Annotated in this window: 14 protein-coding genes; 9 read left to right on the top strand and 5 right to left on the bottom strand. The window is 71.8% G+C overall.

Annotation, left to right across the window (positions count from 1 at the left end; all coding sequences use genetic code 11):
• Window positions 1-8: 8 nt before the first annotated feature.
• Window positions 9-983, bottom strand: a complete 975-nt coding sequence (locus OG736_RS09715; RefSeq protein ID WP_327182077.1) for a DMT family transporter — start codon at window positions 981-983, stop codon at window positions 9-11.
• Between OG736_RS09715 and OG736_RS09710 the strand changes: the two genes are divergently transcribed.
• The 3 genes from OG736_RS09710 to OG736_RS09700 all read left to right on the top strand — a co-directional run bounded on the left by OG736_RS09710 (window position 982) and on the right by OG736_RS09700 (window position 3,763).
• Window positions 982-2,439 (top strand): aminotransferase-like domain-containing protein, encoded by a 1,458-nt coding sequence (locus OG736_RS09710; protein ID WP_327182076.1) that lies wholly within the window; start codon window positions 982-984, stop codon window positions 2,437-2,439. The genes OG736_RS09715 and OG736_RS09710 overlap by 2 nt on opposite strands.
• 36 nt (window positions 2,440-2,475) lie before the next feature.
• Window positions 2,476-2,928 carry a GNAT family N-acetyltransferase gene (locus OG736_RS09705; RefSeq protein WP_327187569.1) on the top strand — a complete coding sequence of 151 codons (453 nt, stop codon included), beginning with the start codon at window positions 2,476-2,478 and terminating at the stop codon, window positions 2,926-2,928.
• A gap of 241 nt (window positions 2,929-3,169) precedes the next feature.
• On the top strand, window positions 3,170-3,763 hold the full coding sequence (locus OG736_RS09700) for a histidine phosphatase family protein (protein ID WP_171396195.1): 594 nt from the start codon (window positions 3,170-3,172) through the stop codon (window positions 3,761-3,763).
• On the opposite strand, the gene OG736_RS09695 is transcribed toward OG736_RS09700, so the two are convergent.
• The gene (locus OG736_RS09695; RefSeq protein ID WP_327182075.1) at window positions 3,745-4,200 is read right to left on the bottom strand and encodes a DUF6314 family protein; all 456 of its coding nucleotides are present in this window, start codon (window positions 4,198-4,200) and stop codon (window positions 3,745-3,747) included. The genes OG736_RS09700 and OG736_RS09695 overlap by 19 nt on opposite strands.
• A 137-nt stretch (window positions 4,201-4,337) precedes the next feature.
• On the opposite strand from OG736_RS09695, the gene OG736_RS09690 reads away from it, so the two are divergent.
• The gene (locus tag OG736_RS09690) at window positions 4,338-6,824 is read left to right on the top strand and encodes an alpha-L-arabinofuranosidase family protein (RefSeq protein WP_327182074.1); all 2,487 of its coding nucleotides are present in this window, start codon (window positions 4,338-4,340) and stop codon (window positions 6,822-6,824) included.
• Between the two features lie 57 nt (window positions 6,825-6,881).
• Here OG736_RS09690 and OG736_RS09685 read toward each other — a convergent pair whose 3' ends face one another.
• Window positions 6,882-7,556, bottom strand: a complete 675-nt coding sequence (locus tag OG736_RS09685; RefSeq protein ID WP_327182073.1) for a hypothetical protein — start codon at window positions 7,554-7,556, stop codon at window positions 6,882-6,884.
• 126 nt (window positions 7,557-7,682) lie between these two features.
• On the opposite strand from OG736_RS09685, the gene argC reads away from it, so the two are divergent.
• From argC to OG736_RS09660, 5 genes are read left to right on the top strand one after another with little or no spacing between them, the layout of a single operon-like run.
• Window positions 7,683-8,711 (top strand): N-acetyl-gamma-glutamyl-phosphate reductase, encoded by a 1,029-nt coding sequence (argC, locus tag OG736_RS09680; RefSeq protein WP_327182072.1) that lies wholly within the window; start codon window positions 7,683-7,685, stop codon window positions 8,709-8,711.
• Entirely contained in the window at window positions 8,708-9,859 is a 1,152-nt protein-coding gene (gene argJ / locus OG736_RS09675) for a bifunctional glutamate N-acetyltransferase/amino-acid acetyltransferase ArgJ (RefSeq protein ID WP_327182070.1), read from the top strand. Before argC ends, argJ begins: the two co-directional genes overlap by 4 nt.
• Complete coding sequence (gene argB / locus OG736_RS09670; protein WP_327182069.1) at window positions 9,856-10,797, top strand: acetylglutamate kinase; 942 nt, start codon at window positions 9,856-9,858, stop codon at window positions 10,795-10,797. Before argJ ends, argB begins: the two co-directional genes overlap by 4 nt.
• Window positions 10,794-11,981, top strand: coding sequence for an acetylornithine transaminase (locus tag OG736_RS09665; protein ID WP_327182068.1), 1,188 nt, complete (start codon window positions 10,794-10,796; stop codon window positions 11,979-11,981). The genes argB and OG736_RS09665 overlap by 4 nt, the downstream gene beginning before the upstream one ends.
• Before the next feature lie 30 nt (window positions 11,982-12,011).
• Entirely contained in the window at window positions 12,012-12,557 is a 546-nt protein-coding gene (locus OG736_RS09660; RefSeq protein ID WP_020132361.1) for an arginine repressor, read from the top strand.
• A gap of 474 nt (window positions 12,558-13,031) precedes the next feature.
• Here the strand turns inward: OG736_RS09660 and OG736_RS09655 are convergent, their stop codons facing one another.
• A complete protein-coding gene (locus OG736_RS09655) occupies window positions 13,032-13,832 on the bottom strand; it encodes an FAD:protein FMN transferase (RefSeq protein WP_442817014.1) in 801 nt (266 codons plus the stop codon).
• Complete coding sequence (locus tag OG736_RS09650; RefSeq protein WP_327182067.1) at window positions 13,825-14,910, bottom strand: FMN-binding protein; 1,086 nt, start codon at window positions 14,908-14,910, stop codon at window positions 13,825-13,827. The genes OG736_RS09655 and OG736_RS09650 overlap by 8 nt, the downstream gene beginning before the upstream one ends.
• Window positions 14,911-14,959: the final 49 nt, after the last annotated feature.

Genomic DNA, 14,959 nt, shown 5'->3' with positions numbered 1-14,959 from the left:
TGCCGTGGCTAACCGCGCGCCCGCTGCGTGACGGCGATGCACACGAGCACGGCGGCGGCCGTCAGCGGAGCGGCGGGCGTGAGGTGCTCGCCCAGCAGCAGCACCGACCACACCAGTGTGAGCAGGGGCTGCGCCAACTGCAACTGGCTGGCCTTCGGAATGCCGATGAGCGCCATGCCCCGGTACCAGACGACCAGGCCGAGGAACTGCGAGCCCGCCGCGACCCACAGCAGCCCGGCCACGCTGTGCGCGGTCAGGTGGACGGGCTCATGGGTCAGGGCGAGCGCGGCGCCGAACACCGTGAGCGGCAGGCAGAACACCAGCGCCCAGCCGATGACCTGCCAGCCCGGCATGACCCGGGCCAGTCGGCCGCCCTCGGTGTAGCCGGCCGCGCACACCAGCAGCGCCCCGAACAGATACAGATCGGCGGTGGTCAGGGCCCCGCCGCTCTGCTGCACGGTGAACGCCACCACCGCGGCGGCACCCGCCAGCGCGGCGGCCCAGAAGGTGCGGGAGGGGCGGGTCCCCATGCGCAGGGCGGACAGCAGCGCGGTCGTCAGCGGCAGCAGGCCGACCACGACGGCGGCGTGCGCGGTGGTGGACGTCCGCAGCGCGAGCGTGGTGAGCAGCGGGAAACCGACGACGACTCCGGCGGCCACGACGGCGAGTCCCGCCCAGTGCCGCCGGGCGGGCAGCGGCACGCGGAGGGCCAGGAGACACCCGCCCGCGATCAGCGCGGCCAGGACGCTGCGCACGGCGACCAGGGACCAGGGGCCGAACCCCTCCAGGCCCCAGGCGGTCGCGGGGAACGTCAGGGAGAAGGCGACGACACCGAGGGCGGCCAGGAGAGTACCGAGGCCGCTCGCCTGGGGGGCGCCCACGGGAGTGTCGGCCGGGGCGTCGGCCCGAGTGCCGGCCGGGGCGTCGGACCGGGTGCTGACCGCTATCGCGGGCCGGTCAGTAGCGCTACTCTGTGTCTTCATGCAAGAGCGTAGCAGCGTGGGTGAGCTGGCGGATCAGCTGCGGCGGGAGTTCGACCGCTACTCTCCCGGTGGAAAGCTCCCGTCGAGCCGGGCCCTGGTCGAACGGTTCAGGGTGAGCCCGGTGACCGTCTCGCGGGCACTGGCGCAGCTGGCCGCCGAGGGGCTGGTGGTCACCCGGCCCGGGGCGGGCGCCTTCCGGGCCCGGCCGGCGCGGGCGGGCGCCACCCCCGCGGGGGACACCTCCTGGCAGGAGGTCGCGCTGAGCGCGGACGGCGCCGCCGACCTCGTCCCGCGCTCGGTGGACGCCTCAGGCGTCACCGTCTCGCTCGCCGCGCCGCCGCCCGGCGTGATCGAGTTCAACGGCGGCTATCTGCATCCCTCGCTCCAGCCGGAGCGGGCGATGGCCGCGGCCCTGGCCCGGGCCGGGCGGCGGCCGGGCGCATGGGGCCGACCGCCCATGGAGGGCCTGCCCGAACTGCGCGAGTGGTTCGCACGGACCATCGGCGGCTCCATCACCGCTGCCGAGGTGCTGGTCAGCGCCGGTGGCCAGACATCGCTCACCACCGCCCTGCGGGCCCTCGCCCCGCCCGGGGCCCCGGTCCTCGTCGAGTCGCCCACCTACCCGGGCATGCTCGCGATCGCCAGGGCGGCGGGACTGCGCCCCGTACCGGTCCCGGTCGACCCGGACGGAGTCAGGCCCGGGCTGCTCGCCGACGCGTTCCGGGCGACCGGCGCCCGGGTGTTCGTCTGCCAGCCGCTGTTCCAGAACCCGACCGGTGCCGTCCTCGCCCCGGACCGGCGCGCGCAGGTGCTGCGCATCGCGCGGGAGGCCGGCGCGTTCGTCGTCGAGGACGACTTCGTGCGGCGGCTCGCGCACGAGGACGCCGGGCAGCTGCCGCGCCCGCTCGCCGCCGACGACCCCGACGGCGTCGTCGTGCACGTCGGCTCGCTGACCAAGGCGACCTCGCCGAGCTTCCGGGTCAGCGCGCTGGCCGCCCGCGGCCCGGTCCTGGAACGTCTGCGCGCCATTCAGGTCGTCGACACCTTCTTCGTGCCCCGCCCGCTCCAGGAAGCGGCCCTCGAACTCGTCGGTTCGCCCGCCTGGCCGCGTCATCTGCGGTCCATCGCGACCGAGTTGCGCGTCAGGCGGGACGCGATGACCGCTGCGCTGCGGCTGCGGCTGCCCGAACTGGCCCTCCCGCACATCCCGTCCGGCGGTTACCACCTGTGGCTGCGGCTGCCCGAGGGCACCCGGGGAGAGAGTGCGTTCACGGCCGCCGCCCTGCGCGCGGGGGTCGCCCTCACTCCAGGCCGCCCCTACTTCAGTGCCGAACCCCCGGCCGCCCATGTGCGGTTGAGCTTCGCGGCCGTCGCGGGGACGGAGGAGATCGCGGAGGGGGTGCGGCGGCTGCGGACGGCGTGCGACGAGGTGTTCCCCGGAAAGTGTTCGACATGATGAACGCCCTCCTGTGAGGATCCGGCCATGAATGCCATGAACGCCGTTCCGCCCCTCGCCGAGGGCTACGAGATCTCCGCCGACTCCGCCCGCATCGATGTGGCGCGTGTGCACCACTGGCTGTCCACGGACGCGTACTGGGCGCTCGGACGCGAGCGGGACAGGCAGGAGCGGGCGATCGCCGGTTCGCTGAACTTCGGCGTCTACGACACCGCGTCGGGGGACCAGGTCGCCTACGCGCGGGTCGTGACCGACCTCGCGGAGTTCGCGTGGCTGTGCGACGTGTACGTGGACCCGGCGGCGCGCGGCAAGGGTCTCGGGACGGCTCTCGTCGCCGCCGTCCGCGACCACCTGCGGGCGCACGGGCTGCGCCGCATCCTGCTCGCCACGCACGACGCGCACGGGGTCTACGAGCAGGTCGGCTTCGAGGCGCTGGAGAAGCCGGACCGGTGGATGGCACTGATCTTCGCCAAGCCCGGGTCCGCGTGAGCGGGAGGGCATGAGCGGCAGGGCGTGGGCGGGTGGCGTGTGCCGGGCGGAAGACCCGGGCCGGCGTGAGCGGGACGGTACGAGCGGGTGGCGTGAACGGGCCGGTTCGAGCGGGGCGGTTTTGAGCCGGGAGCTGTTTTCTGGGGACTTGTCCGGCAGGTCCTGACTCGTCGGTAAGTTTTCTTCCGGACGTCGGCCGATGCCTCTTGACCTGCGCAGTTACGCGGCTCACCATCACCGCATGCCACTTCGGGTCACGTTCGTCGCCGCCGCTCGCAGCTCCTCGCTGCTCGCGGAACGCTTCGAGGACGACCGGCCGCTGGACCAGGACGGCTGGGCTGAGGTGCTGCGTGTGGCCGACGCTCTGCTGCCGCTCGCGGCCGCCGAGCTGCGCTACTGCTCACCGACCCCGCGCAGCCGTGCCACCGGGGACGCGCTCGGCTACGCCCCGCTGGTCCAGCTCGCTCTACGGGACTGCGACATGGGCCGCTGGCGCGGTTTCACGCTGGGCGAGGCGATGGCCCGCGAGCCGGAGGCGGTGGACGCCTGGCTCGCCGACCCGCTCGCCACCCCGCACGGCGGCGAGTCGCTGCTGGCGTTCATCTCCCGCGTGGCCGGCTGGCTCGACACCCGGCCGGTGGGCGACGGCGGCCGTATCGTCGCCGTGGCCGAGCCGAGCGTGATCCGCGCGGCCCTGGTGTACGCGCTGAAGGCGCCGCCCGCGACGTACTGGAACATCGATGTGCGTCCGCTGTCGACGACCACCGTCACCGGCCGGGCCGGTCGCTGGAACCTCCGCCTCGAAGGGGCCTCGGCTCAGCCCACCCGCGCGTAGTCGGTGGTGAGCAACAGGTCCTTGGCGGGGCCCGCCACGCGCCAGACCGTCCGCCAGTGGTCCGCGTCCCGGACGGTGAACTCGCCCCGGTAGAGGTCGGCGGAGCAGGGATGGTCGGTGACGTGCCGTCCGGTCGTCAGGTCCAGGTCGTGGAAGGGGCGGCCGTCGGCGAACCGTACGTCCGCCGTGCCGGGCGTCGGCCCCGGCAGAAAGTGCAGGGTGCGTTCGGCGGGCCGCGGGACCCCGAGCCAGACGAACGTGCCGGACTCCCGGTGCAGCAGCCCGCCCTCGCCTCCGCCCTTGCCCGGTGCGCCGAACACCGTGACCCCGTCGAAGCGGCCCTCGGCGCCGCTCGCCAGGTCCCGTACCGACCGGGTGACCCGCCAGCTTCCCCGGAGGTAGGCCAGGGCGTCCGGCACTGGCCGGAACTCGTCCATGCGTTCCTCGCTTCCGACACTTTCGCTGCTGCACGCCCCATTGACGCGTCCGGGCCCCCTCCCTATCTTGCCGTTCGAAGTGCTGATCACCGTCTGATATTTCGAACAACTCGGCCTTACCGAGCCGCGGAGTATTCATGTCACGCAGCACCACCCGCACCCGCTGGAGACTGGGCCTCACCGCCACGGCCCTCCTGACGGTCACCGCCCTCGTACCTGTCCCGGCGCACGCCGAGGCCGTGACCGACTACGCCATCACCGTCGACCCCACCGCCAAGGGCGCGAAGATCGACGACACGATGTACGGCGTCTTCTTCGAGGACATCAACCGGGCGGCCGACGGCGGCCTGTACGCCGAACTCGTGCAGAACCGGTCCTTCGAGTACTCCACCGTCGACAACCGGTCGTACACCCCGCTGACCTCCTGGACGGTCGACGGCACCGCGCAGGTCCTGGACGACGCCGGCCGGCTCAACGACCGCAACCGCAACTACCTCTCCCTGGGCGCCGGTTCCTCCGTGACCAACGCCGGCTACAACACCGGTGTCCGGGTCGAGCAGGGCAAGAAGTACGACTTCTCGGTGTGGGCCCGCGCCGGGAGCGGCAGCACGCTCACCGTGAGCCTCCAGGACGCCGACGGCGCGCTGGCCACCGCCCGCAAGGTCGCCGTGCGCGGCGGCTGGGCCCAGTACCGGGTGGCCTTGACCGCCACCCGCACCAGCAGTGACGGCCGCCTCTCGGTGGCCTCCTCGGCCGCGGCCGCTCTCGACATGGTGTCCCTGTTCCCCCGTGACACGTACCGGAACGAGCCCAACGGCCTGCGCAAGGACCTCGCCGAGAAGGTCGCCGCCCTCGACCCGGGCTTCGTGCGCTTCCCCGGCGGCTGTCTGGTCAACACCGGCTCCATGCAGGACTACAGCGAGGCCTCCGGCTGGCAGCGTGCCCGCTCCTACCAGTGGAAGGACACCGTCGGACCCGTCGAGGAGCGCGCCACCAACTCCAACTTCTGGGGCTACAACCAGAGTTACGGCCTCGGCTACTACGAGTACTTCCGCTTCGCCGAGGACATCGGCGCGATGCCGCTGCCCGTCGTGCCGGCCCTGGTGACCGGCTGCGGCCAGAACCAGGCCGTCGTCGACGACGCGCTTTTGAAGCGCCACATCCAGGACACCCTGGACCTCATCGAGTTCGCCAACGGTCCGGTCACGTCCACCTGGGGCAGGAAGCGGGCCCGGATGGGCCACCCCGAGCCCTTCCACCTCACCCACCTCGAGGTCGGCAACGAGGAGAATCTGCCCGTCGAGTTCTTCGCCCGCTTCGAGCAGTTCCGCGCCGCGATCGCGGCGAAGTACCCCGACATCACCGTCATCTCCAACTCCGGTCCCGACGACGCGGGTTCGACCTTCGACACGGCCTGGCAGCTCAACCGGGACGCGGACGTCGCGATGGTCGACGAGCACTACTACAACAGCCCGCAGTGGTTCCTGCAGAACAACGACCGCTACGACACCTACGACCGCAGCGGCCCCAAGGTCTTCCTCGGCGAGTACGCCTCCTGGGGCAACGCCTTCAAGAACGGGCTGGCCGAGGCGGCCTTCATGACCGGCCTCGAACGCAACGCGGACGTCGTCAAGCTCGCCTCCTACGCGCCGCTGTTCGCGAACGAGGACTATGTGCAGTGGAGCCCGGACATGGTGTGGTTCAACAACCACGCCTCCTGGAACTCGGCCAACTACGAGGTCCAGAAGCTGTTCATGACGAACGTCGGCGACCGGGTGGTGCCGTCGACGGCCACCGGGACCCCGTCCCTCCAGGGTCCGATCACCGGCGCCGTCGGTCTGTCGACCTGGGCCACCGGAGCGGCGTACGACGACGTGCGGGTGACCGACGCGGACGGCAACGTGCTGCTGAGCGACGACTTCTCCGGCGACGCCTCGAAGTGGACGCACACGGGCGGCGGCAGCTGGTCGCTCCAGGACGGGCAGTACGTGCAGACCGACACCGCCGCCGAGAACACCATGGTCTCGGCCGGTGACGCCGGCTGGCACGACTACGACCTGCATGTGAAGGCCACCAAGAAGTCCGGCAAGGAGGGCTTCCTGGTCGCCTTCGGCGTCAAGGACACCGGCAACTACTACTGGTGGAACCTCGGCGGCTGGAACAACACCCAGTCCGCCGTCGAGCAGGCCGTGGACGGCGGCAAGTCGACGCTGGTCTCCAAGGCAGGGTCCGTCGAGACGGGCCGCGCCTACGACATCGACGTCAAGGTGCGGGGTCGCCAGGTCACCCTCTACCTCGACGGCCAGGAGTGGGGCAGCTTCACCGACGACAAGCCGGCCGAGCCGTTCCGTCAGGTCGCCACCTTGGACAAGAAGACCGGCGATCTGATCGTCAAGGTCGTCAACGCCCAGTCCACGGACGCCCGTACGGCGATCGACCTCGGTGGCGCCAAGGTCGCGTCCAAGGCGAAGGTGACCACGCTGGCCGCCGCGCCGGACGCGGTCAATACGGAGGCCGCGACCGCGGTCGCACCGGTGACCTCCACCTTCACCGGGGTGGCGGGCGAGTTCACCTACACCTTCCCGGCGAACTCGATCACCTTCCTGCGGATCAGGCAGCGGTAGCGGATCCCGGCGGGTGCGGGCGACGCAGGCCCGTACCCGCCGGGTCTCTCATGCCTGTCAGGCGTCCCTGCGGCGCCGGAACCAGCCGCGCCTGGGCGGCGGCAGATGGGGCAGCGACTGCGGGGCGGCCGGCCCGCCGAACGGCGGCAAGGCCTTGAAGCGGTCGTCGAAGGTGATCGTGGGTGTGATCCGCTGCAGGGCGGCGCGCACGAGGGTGAGGGGATGGTCGGGGAACCGGGCGTCCCACTGTTCGTGGTCGCCGACGTGGTACGGCAGACCGCCCGGCTGTCCGTCCGGCTGTCCGCCCGCGTAGGGGTGGGGCCGGAAGTACTCGGCCGGACCCACCTGCGCCATGATCACGGCCTCCCGCATCCCGGTCGTGGCGCCCTCGGCGGCCTGCACCTTCACGACCGTGCTGGACCCGGCCCTCGGTACGGTCCAGGAGCCGAGGAACGCCTGCCCCGGCCGGCTGCCCAGCGGCATCTTGACCAGCTGGCGCACCGCCGGGACGCCGTCCACGGAGCCGGGCGCCGCCTCGATCAGCCCGCCGCCGGCCCCGGCCACGAGCTGCGCCAGCCCTGCCCCGAGCCGTTGCGGCTCGTGCAGCGCGGCGGGCAGGTCCGGGATCAGCGGGAAGAAGTGGACCGACAGGACGAGCCCCGCCGCGTCGGTCCACACCCCCGGCTCACGCTCGGTGAAGCCGGTCAGGTCCAGGCTGGTTATCGGTGTCATGGCGATCACCGGGTCGAGGTTACGCAGCCCCGCGGCCTGGGCAAAGATCGCTCCGGGCCCTGCCCCTGCATGGATTGCATAAACGTGCATCGAAACGTATAGTCATGCCATCCAGGAGGAGGAGTCATGGTGGTACGTGCGGCGGTGGCCGGAGCGAGCGGGTACGCGGGCGGAGAGCTGCTGCGCCTGCTCCTCACGCACCCCGAGATCGAGATCGGCGCCCTGACCGGCAATTCCAACGCGGGCCAGCGACTGGGCGCGCTCCAGCCGCACCTGCTGCCGCTGGCCGACCGCGTCCTCCAGGAGACCACCCCCGAGGTCCTCGCCGGACACGATGTCGTCTTCCTCGCGCTGCCGCACGGCCAGTCCGCCGCCGTCGCCGAGCAGCTCGGCCCGGAGGTGCTCGTCGTCGACATGGGCGCCGACTTCCGGCTGACGGACGCGGGCGACTGGGAGCGGTTCTACGGCTCCGCGCACGCCGGAACCTGGCCCTACGGCCTCCCCGAACTGCCCGGCGGCCGCGCGGCGCTCACGGGGTCCAAGCGCATCGCGGTCCCGGGCTGCTACCCCACGGCCGTCTCGCTCGCCCTCTTCCCGGCCTACGCGGCGGGCCTGGCCGAGCAGGAGGCCGTGATCGTCGCCGCCTCCGGCACCTCGGGCGCCGGCAAGTCGCCCAAGACGCACCTGCTGGGCTCCGAGGTCATGGGCTCCGTCTCCCCGTACGGCGTCGGCGGCGTCCACCGGCACACACCCGAGATGATCCAGAACCTGAGCGCGGCGGCGGGGGAGCCGGTCTCCGTCTCCTTCACCCCCACCCTCGTGCCGATGTCCCGCGGCATCCTCGCCACGTGCAGCGCCAAGGCGAAGCCCGGCGTCACCGCCGACTCCGTCCGCGCCGCCTACGAGAAGGCCTTCGCCGACGAGCCGTTCGTGCACCTGCTCCCCGAGGGGCAGTGGCCCGCCACGGCGTCCGTCCACGGTTCCAACGCCGTTCAGGTGCAGGTCGCGTACGACCCCGCCGTGGGCCGGATCATCGCCATCAGCGCCATCGACAACCTGACCAAGGGCACCGCGGGCGGCGCCCTCCAGAGCATGAACATCGCCCTCGGGCTCGACGAGACCACCGGGCTTTCCACGATCGGAGTCGCACCGTGAGCGTCACGGCAGCCAAGGGATTCACGGCGGCGGGCATCGCCGCCGGGATCAAGCAGAACGGCAACCCGGACCTGGCCCTCGTGGTCAACGACGGGCCCCGCCGCGCGGCCGCCGGAGTCTTCACCTCCAACCGTGTGAAGGCCGCGCCGGTCCTCTGGTCCGAGCAGGTCCTCAAGAGCGGCCAGGTGTCCGCCGTGATCCTCAACTCCGGCGGCGCCAACGCCTGTACGGGGCCGAAGGGCTTCCAGGACACGCACGCGACCGCCGAGAAGGTCGCCGAGGTGCTGGGTCTGGGCGCGGGTGAGGTCGCCGTCGCCTCCACCGGACTCATCGGCGTCCTGCTCCCGATGGACAAGCTGCTGCCCGGGATCGAGACCGCCGTCGGTCAACTCTCCGAGCACGGCGGCGAGAAGGCCGCCATCGCCATCAAGACCACCGACACCGTCCACAAGACGTCCGTCGTCACGAAGGACGGCTGGACCGTCGGCGGCATGGCCAAGGGAGCGGGCATGCTCGCCCCGGGCCTCGCCACCATGCTGGTCGTCCTCACCACCGACGCCGACCTCGACAGCGAGACCCTGGACAGGGCGCTGCGCGCCGCGACCAAGGTCACCTTCGACCGCGTCGACTCCGACGGCTGTATGTCGACCAACGACACCGTGCTGCTGCTCGCCTCCGGCGCCTCCGAAGTCGCCCCGGGGTACGAGGACTTCGCCGCCGCCGTACGGACCGTCTGCGACGACCTCGGTCAGCAGCTGATCCGGGACGCCGAGGGCGCCAGCAAGGACATCAAGATCGAGGTCGTCAACGCGGCCAGCGAGGACGACGCCGTCGAGGTGGGCCGCTCCATCGCCCGCAACAACCTCCTCAAGTGCGCGATCCACGGCGAGGACCCCAACTGGGGCCGGGTGCTCTCCGCGATCGGCACGACCGGGGCCGTCTTCGAGGCCGACCGGCTCAACGTCGCCATCAACGGCGTCTGGGTCTGCAAGAACGGCGGCGTCGGAGAGGACCGCGAGAAGGTGGACATGCGCTACCGCGAGGTGCACATCGTCGCCGACCTCGCCGCCGGCTCCGAGACGGCCACCATCTGGACCAACGACCTCACCGCCGACTACGTCCACGAGAACAGCGCGTACTCGTCATGAGCACTACTCGTAAGCACACCGCCCTGCCCAAGGCCCAGATCCTCATCGAGGCGCTGCCCTGGCTGACCCGGCACAACGGCAGGACGGTCGTCATCAAGTTCGGCGGCAACGCCATGGTCGACGAGGACCTGAAGGCCGCCTTCGCCCAGGACGTCGTCTTCCTGCGGCACGCCGGCCTGCATGTCGTCGTCGTGCACGGCGGCGGCCCGCAGATCAGCGCCGCCCTCGACAAGCACGGCATCGTCAGCGAGTTCAAGGCCGGTCTGCGGGTCACCACCGAGGACGCCATGGACGTCGTACGGATGGTGCTCGCCGGACAGGTCCAGCGCGAGCTGGTCGGGCTGCTGAACCAACACGGGCCGCTCGCCGTAGGGTTGACCGGCGAGGACGCGCACACCATCACCGCCACCAAGCACCTGCCCGAGATCGACGGCGAGTTGGTCGACATCGGGCGGGTCGGCGAGATCACCGCGATCGACACGGGCGCCATCGAGGCGCTGCTCGCCGACGGCCGCATCCCGGTCGTCTCGTCGATCGCCCGCTCCCAGGACGACGGACATGTCTACAACGTCAATGCTGATACGGCGGCTGCGGCACTCGCTGCGGCACTTGGCGCCGAAACCCTCATGGTCCTCACGGACGTCGAGGGCCTCTACGAGGACTGGCCGAACAGCGACGAGGTGATCAGTCGCCTCACCGCTTCCCAACTGGAGAAGCTGCTGCCGGAGTTGAGCTCCGGGATGGTCCCGAAGATGGAGGGCTGTCTGCACGCCGTGCGCAACGGCGTGAACACCGCCCGCGTCATCGACGGGCGGGTCCAGCACTCGATCCTGCTGGAGATCTTCACCGACGAGGGCATCGGCACGATGGTCGTGCCCGACGAGAAGCCGCACGCAGAGCCGGCCGCGCAGCCGGACGCACAGGGGGAGCCGTCATGAGCAACGAGGAACTGACCGCGCGGTGGCAGAGCGCGCTCATGAACAACTACGGCACCCCCCTGCTGCCCCTCGAACGCGGTGCGGGCAGCCGGGTCTGGGACGCCGACGGCAAGGAGTACCTCGACTTCGTCGGCGGCATCGCGGTCAACGCGCTCGGCCACGCCCACCCGGCCGTCGTCGAGGCCGTGAGCCGGCAGATCGGCTCCCTCGGCCACATCTCCAACTTCTTCATGTCCGAGCCGACCGTCACGCTCGCCGAACGGCTGCTCCAGCACTTCGGCCGGGACGGCCGGGTCTTCTTCTGCAACTCGGGCGCCGAGGCCAACGAGGCCGCCTTCAAGATCGGCCGGCTGACCGGGCGGACCCACGTCGTCGCCACCGAGGGCGCCTTCCACGGCCGGACCATGGGCGCGCTCGCGCTCACCGGCCAGCCCGGCAAGCGGGACCCGTTCCTGCCGCTCCCCGGCGAGGTCACCCATGTGCCGTTCGGCGACGCGCAGGCGCTGGCCGCCGCGGTCACCGAGGAGACGGCGCTCGTCGTCCTCGAGCCGATCCAGGGCGAACTGGGTGTCGTGGTGCCGCCGGCCGGCTACCTCAAGGCCGCCCGCGCGATCACCGCCGCGACCGGCGCGCTGCTGGTCCTCGACGAGGTGCAGACCGGCGTCGGCCGGACCGGTCACTGGTTCGAGTACCAGGCCCACGAGGGCGTCCTGCCGGACGTCGTGACGCTGGCCAAGGGCCTCGGAGGCGGACTGCCGCTGGGCGCGACGATCGCCTTCGGGCGGGCCGCCGAGCTGCTGCAGCCCGGCCACCACGGCACCACCTTCGGCGGCAACCCCGTCGCCTGCGCCGCCGGACTCGCCGTTCTCGACACCATCGAGAACGAGGGGTTGCTGCAGAACGTCAAGCGGCAGAGCGAGAAGTTGCGGACCGGAATCGAGGGTGCGGGCCACTCGTTGATCGATTATGTCCGGGGAGCGGGCCTGCTCCTGGGTATCGTGCTCACCGAGCCCCGTGCGCCCCAGGTGCGGGCGGCGGCTCAGGAGGCCGGATTCCTGGTGAACGTGCCCGCCCCCGACGTCGTCCGGCTGATGCCGCCGCTGAACCTCGGCGACGACGAGGTGGAGGCGTTCCTCGGGGCGCTGCCCGGAATCCTCGACGCAGCCGCGGCGAGCGGAGAGTGACGATCCGGAGAACCGGAGAATGAGACGACGATGAGTCAGGCGCAGGAACATGAGCAGCCGGGCGCGGGCGGGCCCGCCGTGCCGCAGACCCGCACCGCGCGTCACCGCCGGATCGTGGACATCCTCAACCGGCAACCGGTGCGTTCGCAGAGCCAGTTGGCGAAGCTGCTGGCCGACGACGGGCTGAGCGTCACCCAGGCGACGCTGTCGCGGGACCTGGACGAGCTCAACGCGGTGAAGATCCGCAACAACGACGGCGACCTGATCTACGCGGTGCCCAGCGAGGGGGGTTTCCGGACCCCCCGGGCACCGCTGGGGGAGTCGGCGAAGGAAGAGCGGATGCGGCGGCTGTCGCAGGAGCTGCTGATCTCCGCGGAGGCGTCCGCCAACCTCGTGGTGCTGCGCACCCCGCCGGGCGCGGCCCAGTTCCTCGCCTCGGCGATCGACCAGGCCGAGCTGCAGGACATCCTCGGGACGATCGCGGGCGACGACACGTTGCTGCTGATCAGCAGGGAGCCGACGGGCGGACAGGCACTGGCGGACCATCTGCTGCGGCTTGCCCAGAACGGCCACTGAACGGCTTGAACGGCCGCCGAGCGGCCACGGGACGGCCGTTGAGCGGCCGTTGAGGGGCCATTGAGGGGTTCTTCGGGTTGTCCGCCGAGTGCGGGTGAGCGGGGGCCGGTCGCGCCCACGCGGCGGAGCCGCACATCGACACGGCCCCGGGTCCCTGCGGAAGTGCCGGCGCCGTCGCGGCTCGGTCGCCTTCGGTGCCGCGCCGATCTGCGTTGCCTGCGGTCACTTGCGCCGCCTGCGGCCACCCGTGTGCCGTCCGGCGGCCACCCGTGTGCCGTCCGGCGGTCACCGGTGCTGCCCGCACCCACCCGTGCTGCCTGCGCTCACCGGTGCTGTCCGCAGCCACCCGTGTCGCCCAGGTCGCCCGCGCCCGTGCCGCCGGCGGCCTTACGGGGCGCGGCGGCTGTCCGTCAGCGCGGGGTTGCGCCGACCGCCCAGGCCGGCCATGGCTCGGCCGAGTCGACGGACCACGGCTCAGCCGAGTCGGCCGGCCAGGCCCCCCGTGCAGCGCACCTCGTCGCCCGCCGTGATGAGCAGTGCCTCCACGTCCGGCAGGGACTCCAACCAGCCCAGGGCCTCCCGCGAGCCCATCGCGAACGCGGCCGTCGCCCAGCAGTCCGCCCAGGTCAACTGCGGTGTCACCACCGTCACGGCGACCAGGTCGGTCACCGCGGAGCGGCCCGTCCGCGGATCCACGATATGGGCGCCCCGCTCCGCCGTGCCGGAGGTCGCGACGGCCAGTTCGTCCGCTCCCGCCGCCGAGACCACCGCGGCGAGACCACCCGGGCGCAGCGGGTCGGACACCCCGACCCGCCACGGCCGCTCGGGCCCGGGGACACCGAGCAACTGCACATCCCCGCCGCCGTTGACACTGACCCCGCTCACACCCGCCGCCGCGACCAGCCGGGCCGCCCGCTCGGCGGCCCAGCCCTTCACGATGCCGGTCGGGTCGAGCCGGCCCTGGTAGCGCATGCTGAACCAGCCGTCGCTCACCCGCTCCGCCTCGGCGCCCAGCTCCAGTACCTCGGCCACTTCCGGATCGCATTCCTCGACGGTCAGCTCACCGCGTACCAGCCGGGACACCTGGCTGTCCTCGCGGTAGGTGCTGAACACCTCGTTCACCCGGTGCAGCGAGGCGATCGCCTTCTCCAGCGCCGCCCGCACCGCCTCGGGCTCCCCGCCGCGGACGTCGAAGGAGAAGACGGTCCCCATGACCTCTTCCGCGTGACGCAGCACGGCGGGGGCCTGCGCCGACTCGGCCACGGTGTCAGCCACCGGCCTGGTCCAGCGCCGACTGCAAGGACTTCTTGTAGCCCTCGCTGGTGAAGGTCGCGCTGGAGACGGTGTCGATGTCGGCGCTGCCGGCCGCGACTGCGGCCGCGTTGAGCTTCGGGATGGCCAGCTCGGTCTTCTGTTCGCTGGTGCCGCCCTTGGGGGCCTGGACGGCCTCCGCCTTGGTGATCTTCCCGCCGGCGACCGTGATCCGGACCTGGACGGCGCCGTACTGCGTCTGCGCGACGCTGCCGGTGACGGTCTTGGCCTGCGCGGCCCCCGAAGAGGCCCCCGCGTCGCCGGACCCTGACGACGAACCCGCCTTCGCCTTCGCCTTGTCGAGCGCCGACTGGAGGGACTTCTTGTAGCCCTCGCTCGTGTAGGTCGCGCTGGAGACGGTGTCGATGTCGGCGCTGCCGGCCGCGACTGCGGCCGCGTTGAGCTTCGGGACGGCGAGCTCGGTCTTCTGTTCGCTGGTGCCGCCCTTGGGGGCCTGGACGGCCTCCGCCTTGGTGATCTTCCCGCCGGCGACGGTGATCCGGACCTGGACGGCGCCGTACTGTGTCTGGGCCGCGTCCCCGGTGAAGGTGCCGGAGGCCTGCGCGCTGCCGGAGCCCTGGGAGGCCCCGGAGCCGGCGCTCGCGTTCGCCTTGTCGATCGCCGACTGGAGGGACTTCTTGTAGCCCTCGCTGGTGTACGTGGCGCCCGACACCGTGTCGATGTCCGGGCTCTGCTTGGCGACCACGTCGGCGTTGAGCTTGGGAACGGCCAGCGCGGTCTTCTGGTCGCTGGTGCCGCCCTTGGGCGCCTGGACCGCCTCGGCCTTGGTGATCTTGTTGTTGACGACGGTGATCCGGACCTGCACAGCCCCGTACTGCGTCTGCGCCGCGTCACCGGTCATCGTCCCCGACACGACCGCCCCGGACCCGCCCTGCGCCGCTTCCTGCGCCGCCGCGCCCGCGCCCGCCGCCTGGGCGGCGCCCGGGTCGGACGACGGCTTCAGCGACAGCAGCAGCACGATCCCGGACACGGTGGCGGCGGTGGCGAGTACGACGCGCCGAAGAGGGTGGCTCTTCCTCATCGCTTCCTGAGCTCCTGATTCCCGTTGGTGGCGAGGTTCCCGTGCGTAC

It is taken from the genome of Streptomyces sp. NBC_01334 (genome assembly GCF_035983595.1).
GTDB classification, from domain to species: domain Bacteria; phylum Actinomycetota; class Actinomycetes; order Streptomycetales; family Streptomycetaceae; genus Streptomyces; species Streptomyces coriariae.
This window is presented reverse-complemented; position numbering and strand designations above follow the sequence as displayed.

Excerpts from the sequence above, each read along its gene's own strand:
- OG736_RS09710 (WP_327182076.1), top strand. The coding sequence starts at position 982 with ATGCAAGAGCGTAGCAGCGTGGGTGAGCTGGCGGATCAGCTGCGGCGG.
- OG736_RS09715 (WP_327182077.1), bottom strand. The coding sequence starts at position 983 with ATGAAGACACAGAGTAGCGCTACTGACCGGCCCGCGATAGCGGTCAGC.
- OG736_RS09705 (WP_327187569.1), top strand. The coding sequence starts at position 2,476 with ATGAACGCCGTTCCGCCCCTCGCCGAGGGCTACGAGATCTCCGCCGAC.
- OG736_RS09700 (WP_171396195.1), top strand. The coding sequence starts at position 3,170 with ATGCCACTTCGGGTCACGTTCGTCGCCGCCGCTCGCAGCTCCTCGCTG.
- OG736_RS09695 (WP_327182075.1), bottom strand. The coding sequence starts at position 4,200 with ATGGACGAGTTCCGGCCAGTGCCGGACGCCCTGGCCTACCTCCGGGGA.
- OG736_RS09690 (WP_327182074.1), top strand. The coding sequence starts at position 4,338 with ATGTCACGCAGCACCACCCGCACCCGCTGGAGACTGGGCCTCACCGCC.
- OG736_RS09685 (WP_327182073.1), bottom strand. The coding sequence starts at position 7,556 with ATGACACCGATAACCAGCCTGGACCTGACCGGCTTCACCGAGCGTGAG.
- argC (WP_327182072.1), top strand. The coding sequence starts at position 7,683 with ATGGTGGTACGTGCGGCGGTGGCCGGAGCGAGCGGGTACGCGGGCGGA.
- argB (WP_327182069.1), top strand. The coding sequence starts at position 9,856 with ATGAGCACTACTCGTAAGCACACCGCCCTGCCCAAGGCCCAGATCCTC.
- OG736_RS09665 (WP_327182068.1), top strand. The coding sequence starts at position 10,794 with ATGAGCAACGAGGAACTGACCGCGCGGTGGCAGAGCGCGCTCATGAAC.
- OG736_RS09660 (WP_020132361.1), top strand. The coding sequence starts at position 12,012 with ATGAGTCAGGCGCAGGAACATGAGCAGCCGGGCGCGGGCGGGCCCGCC.
- OG736_RS09650 (WP_327182067.1), bottom strand. The coding sequence starts at position 14,910 with ATGAGGAAGAGCCACCCTCTTCGGCGCGTCGTACTCGCCACCGCCGCC.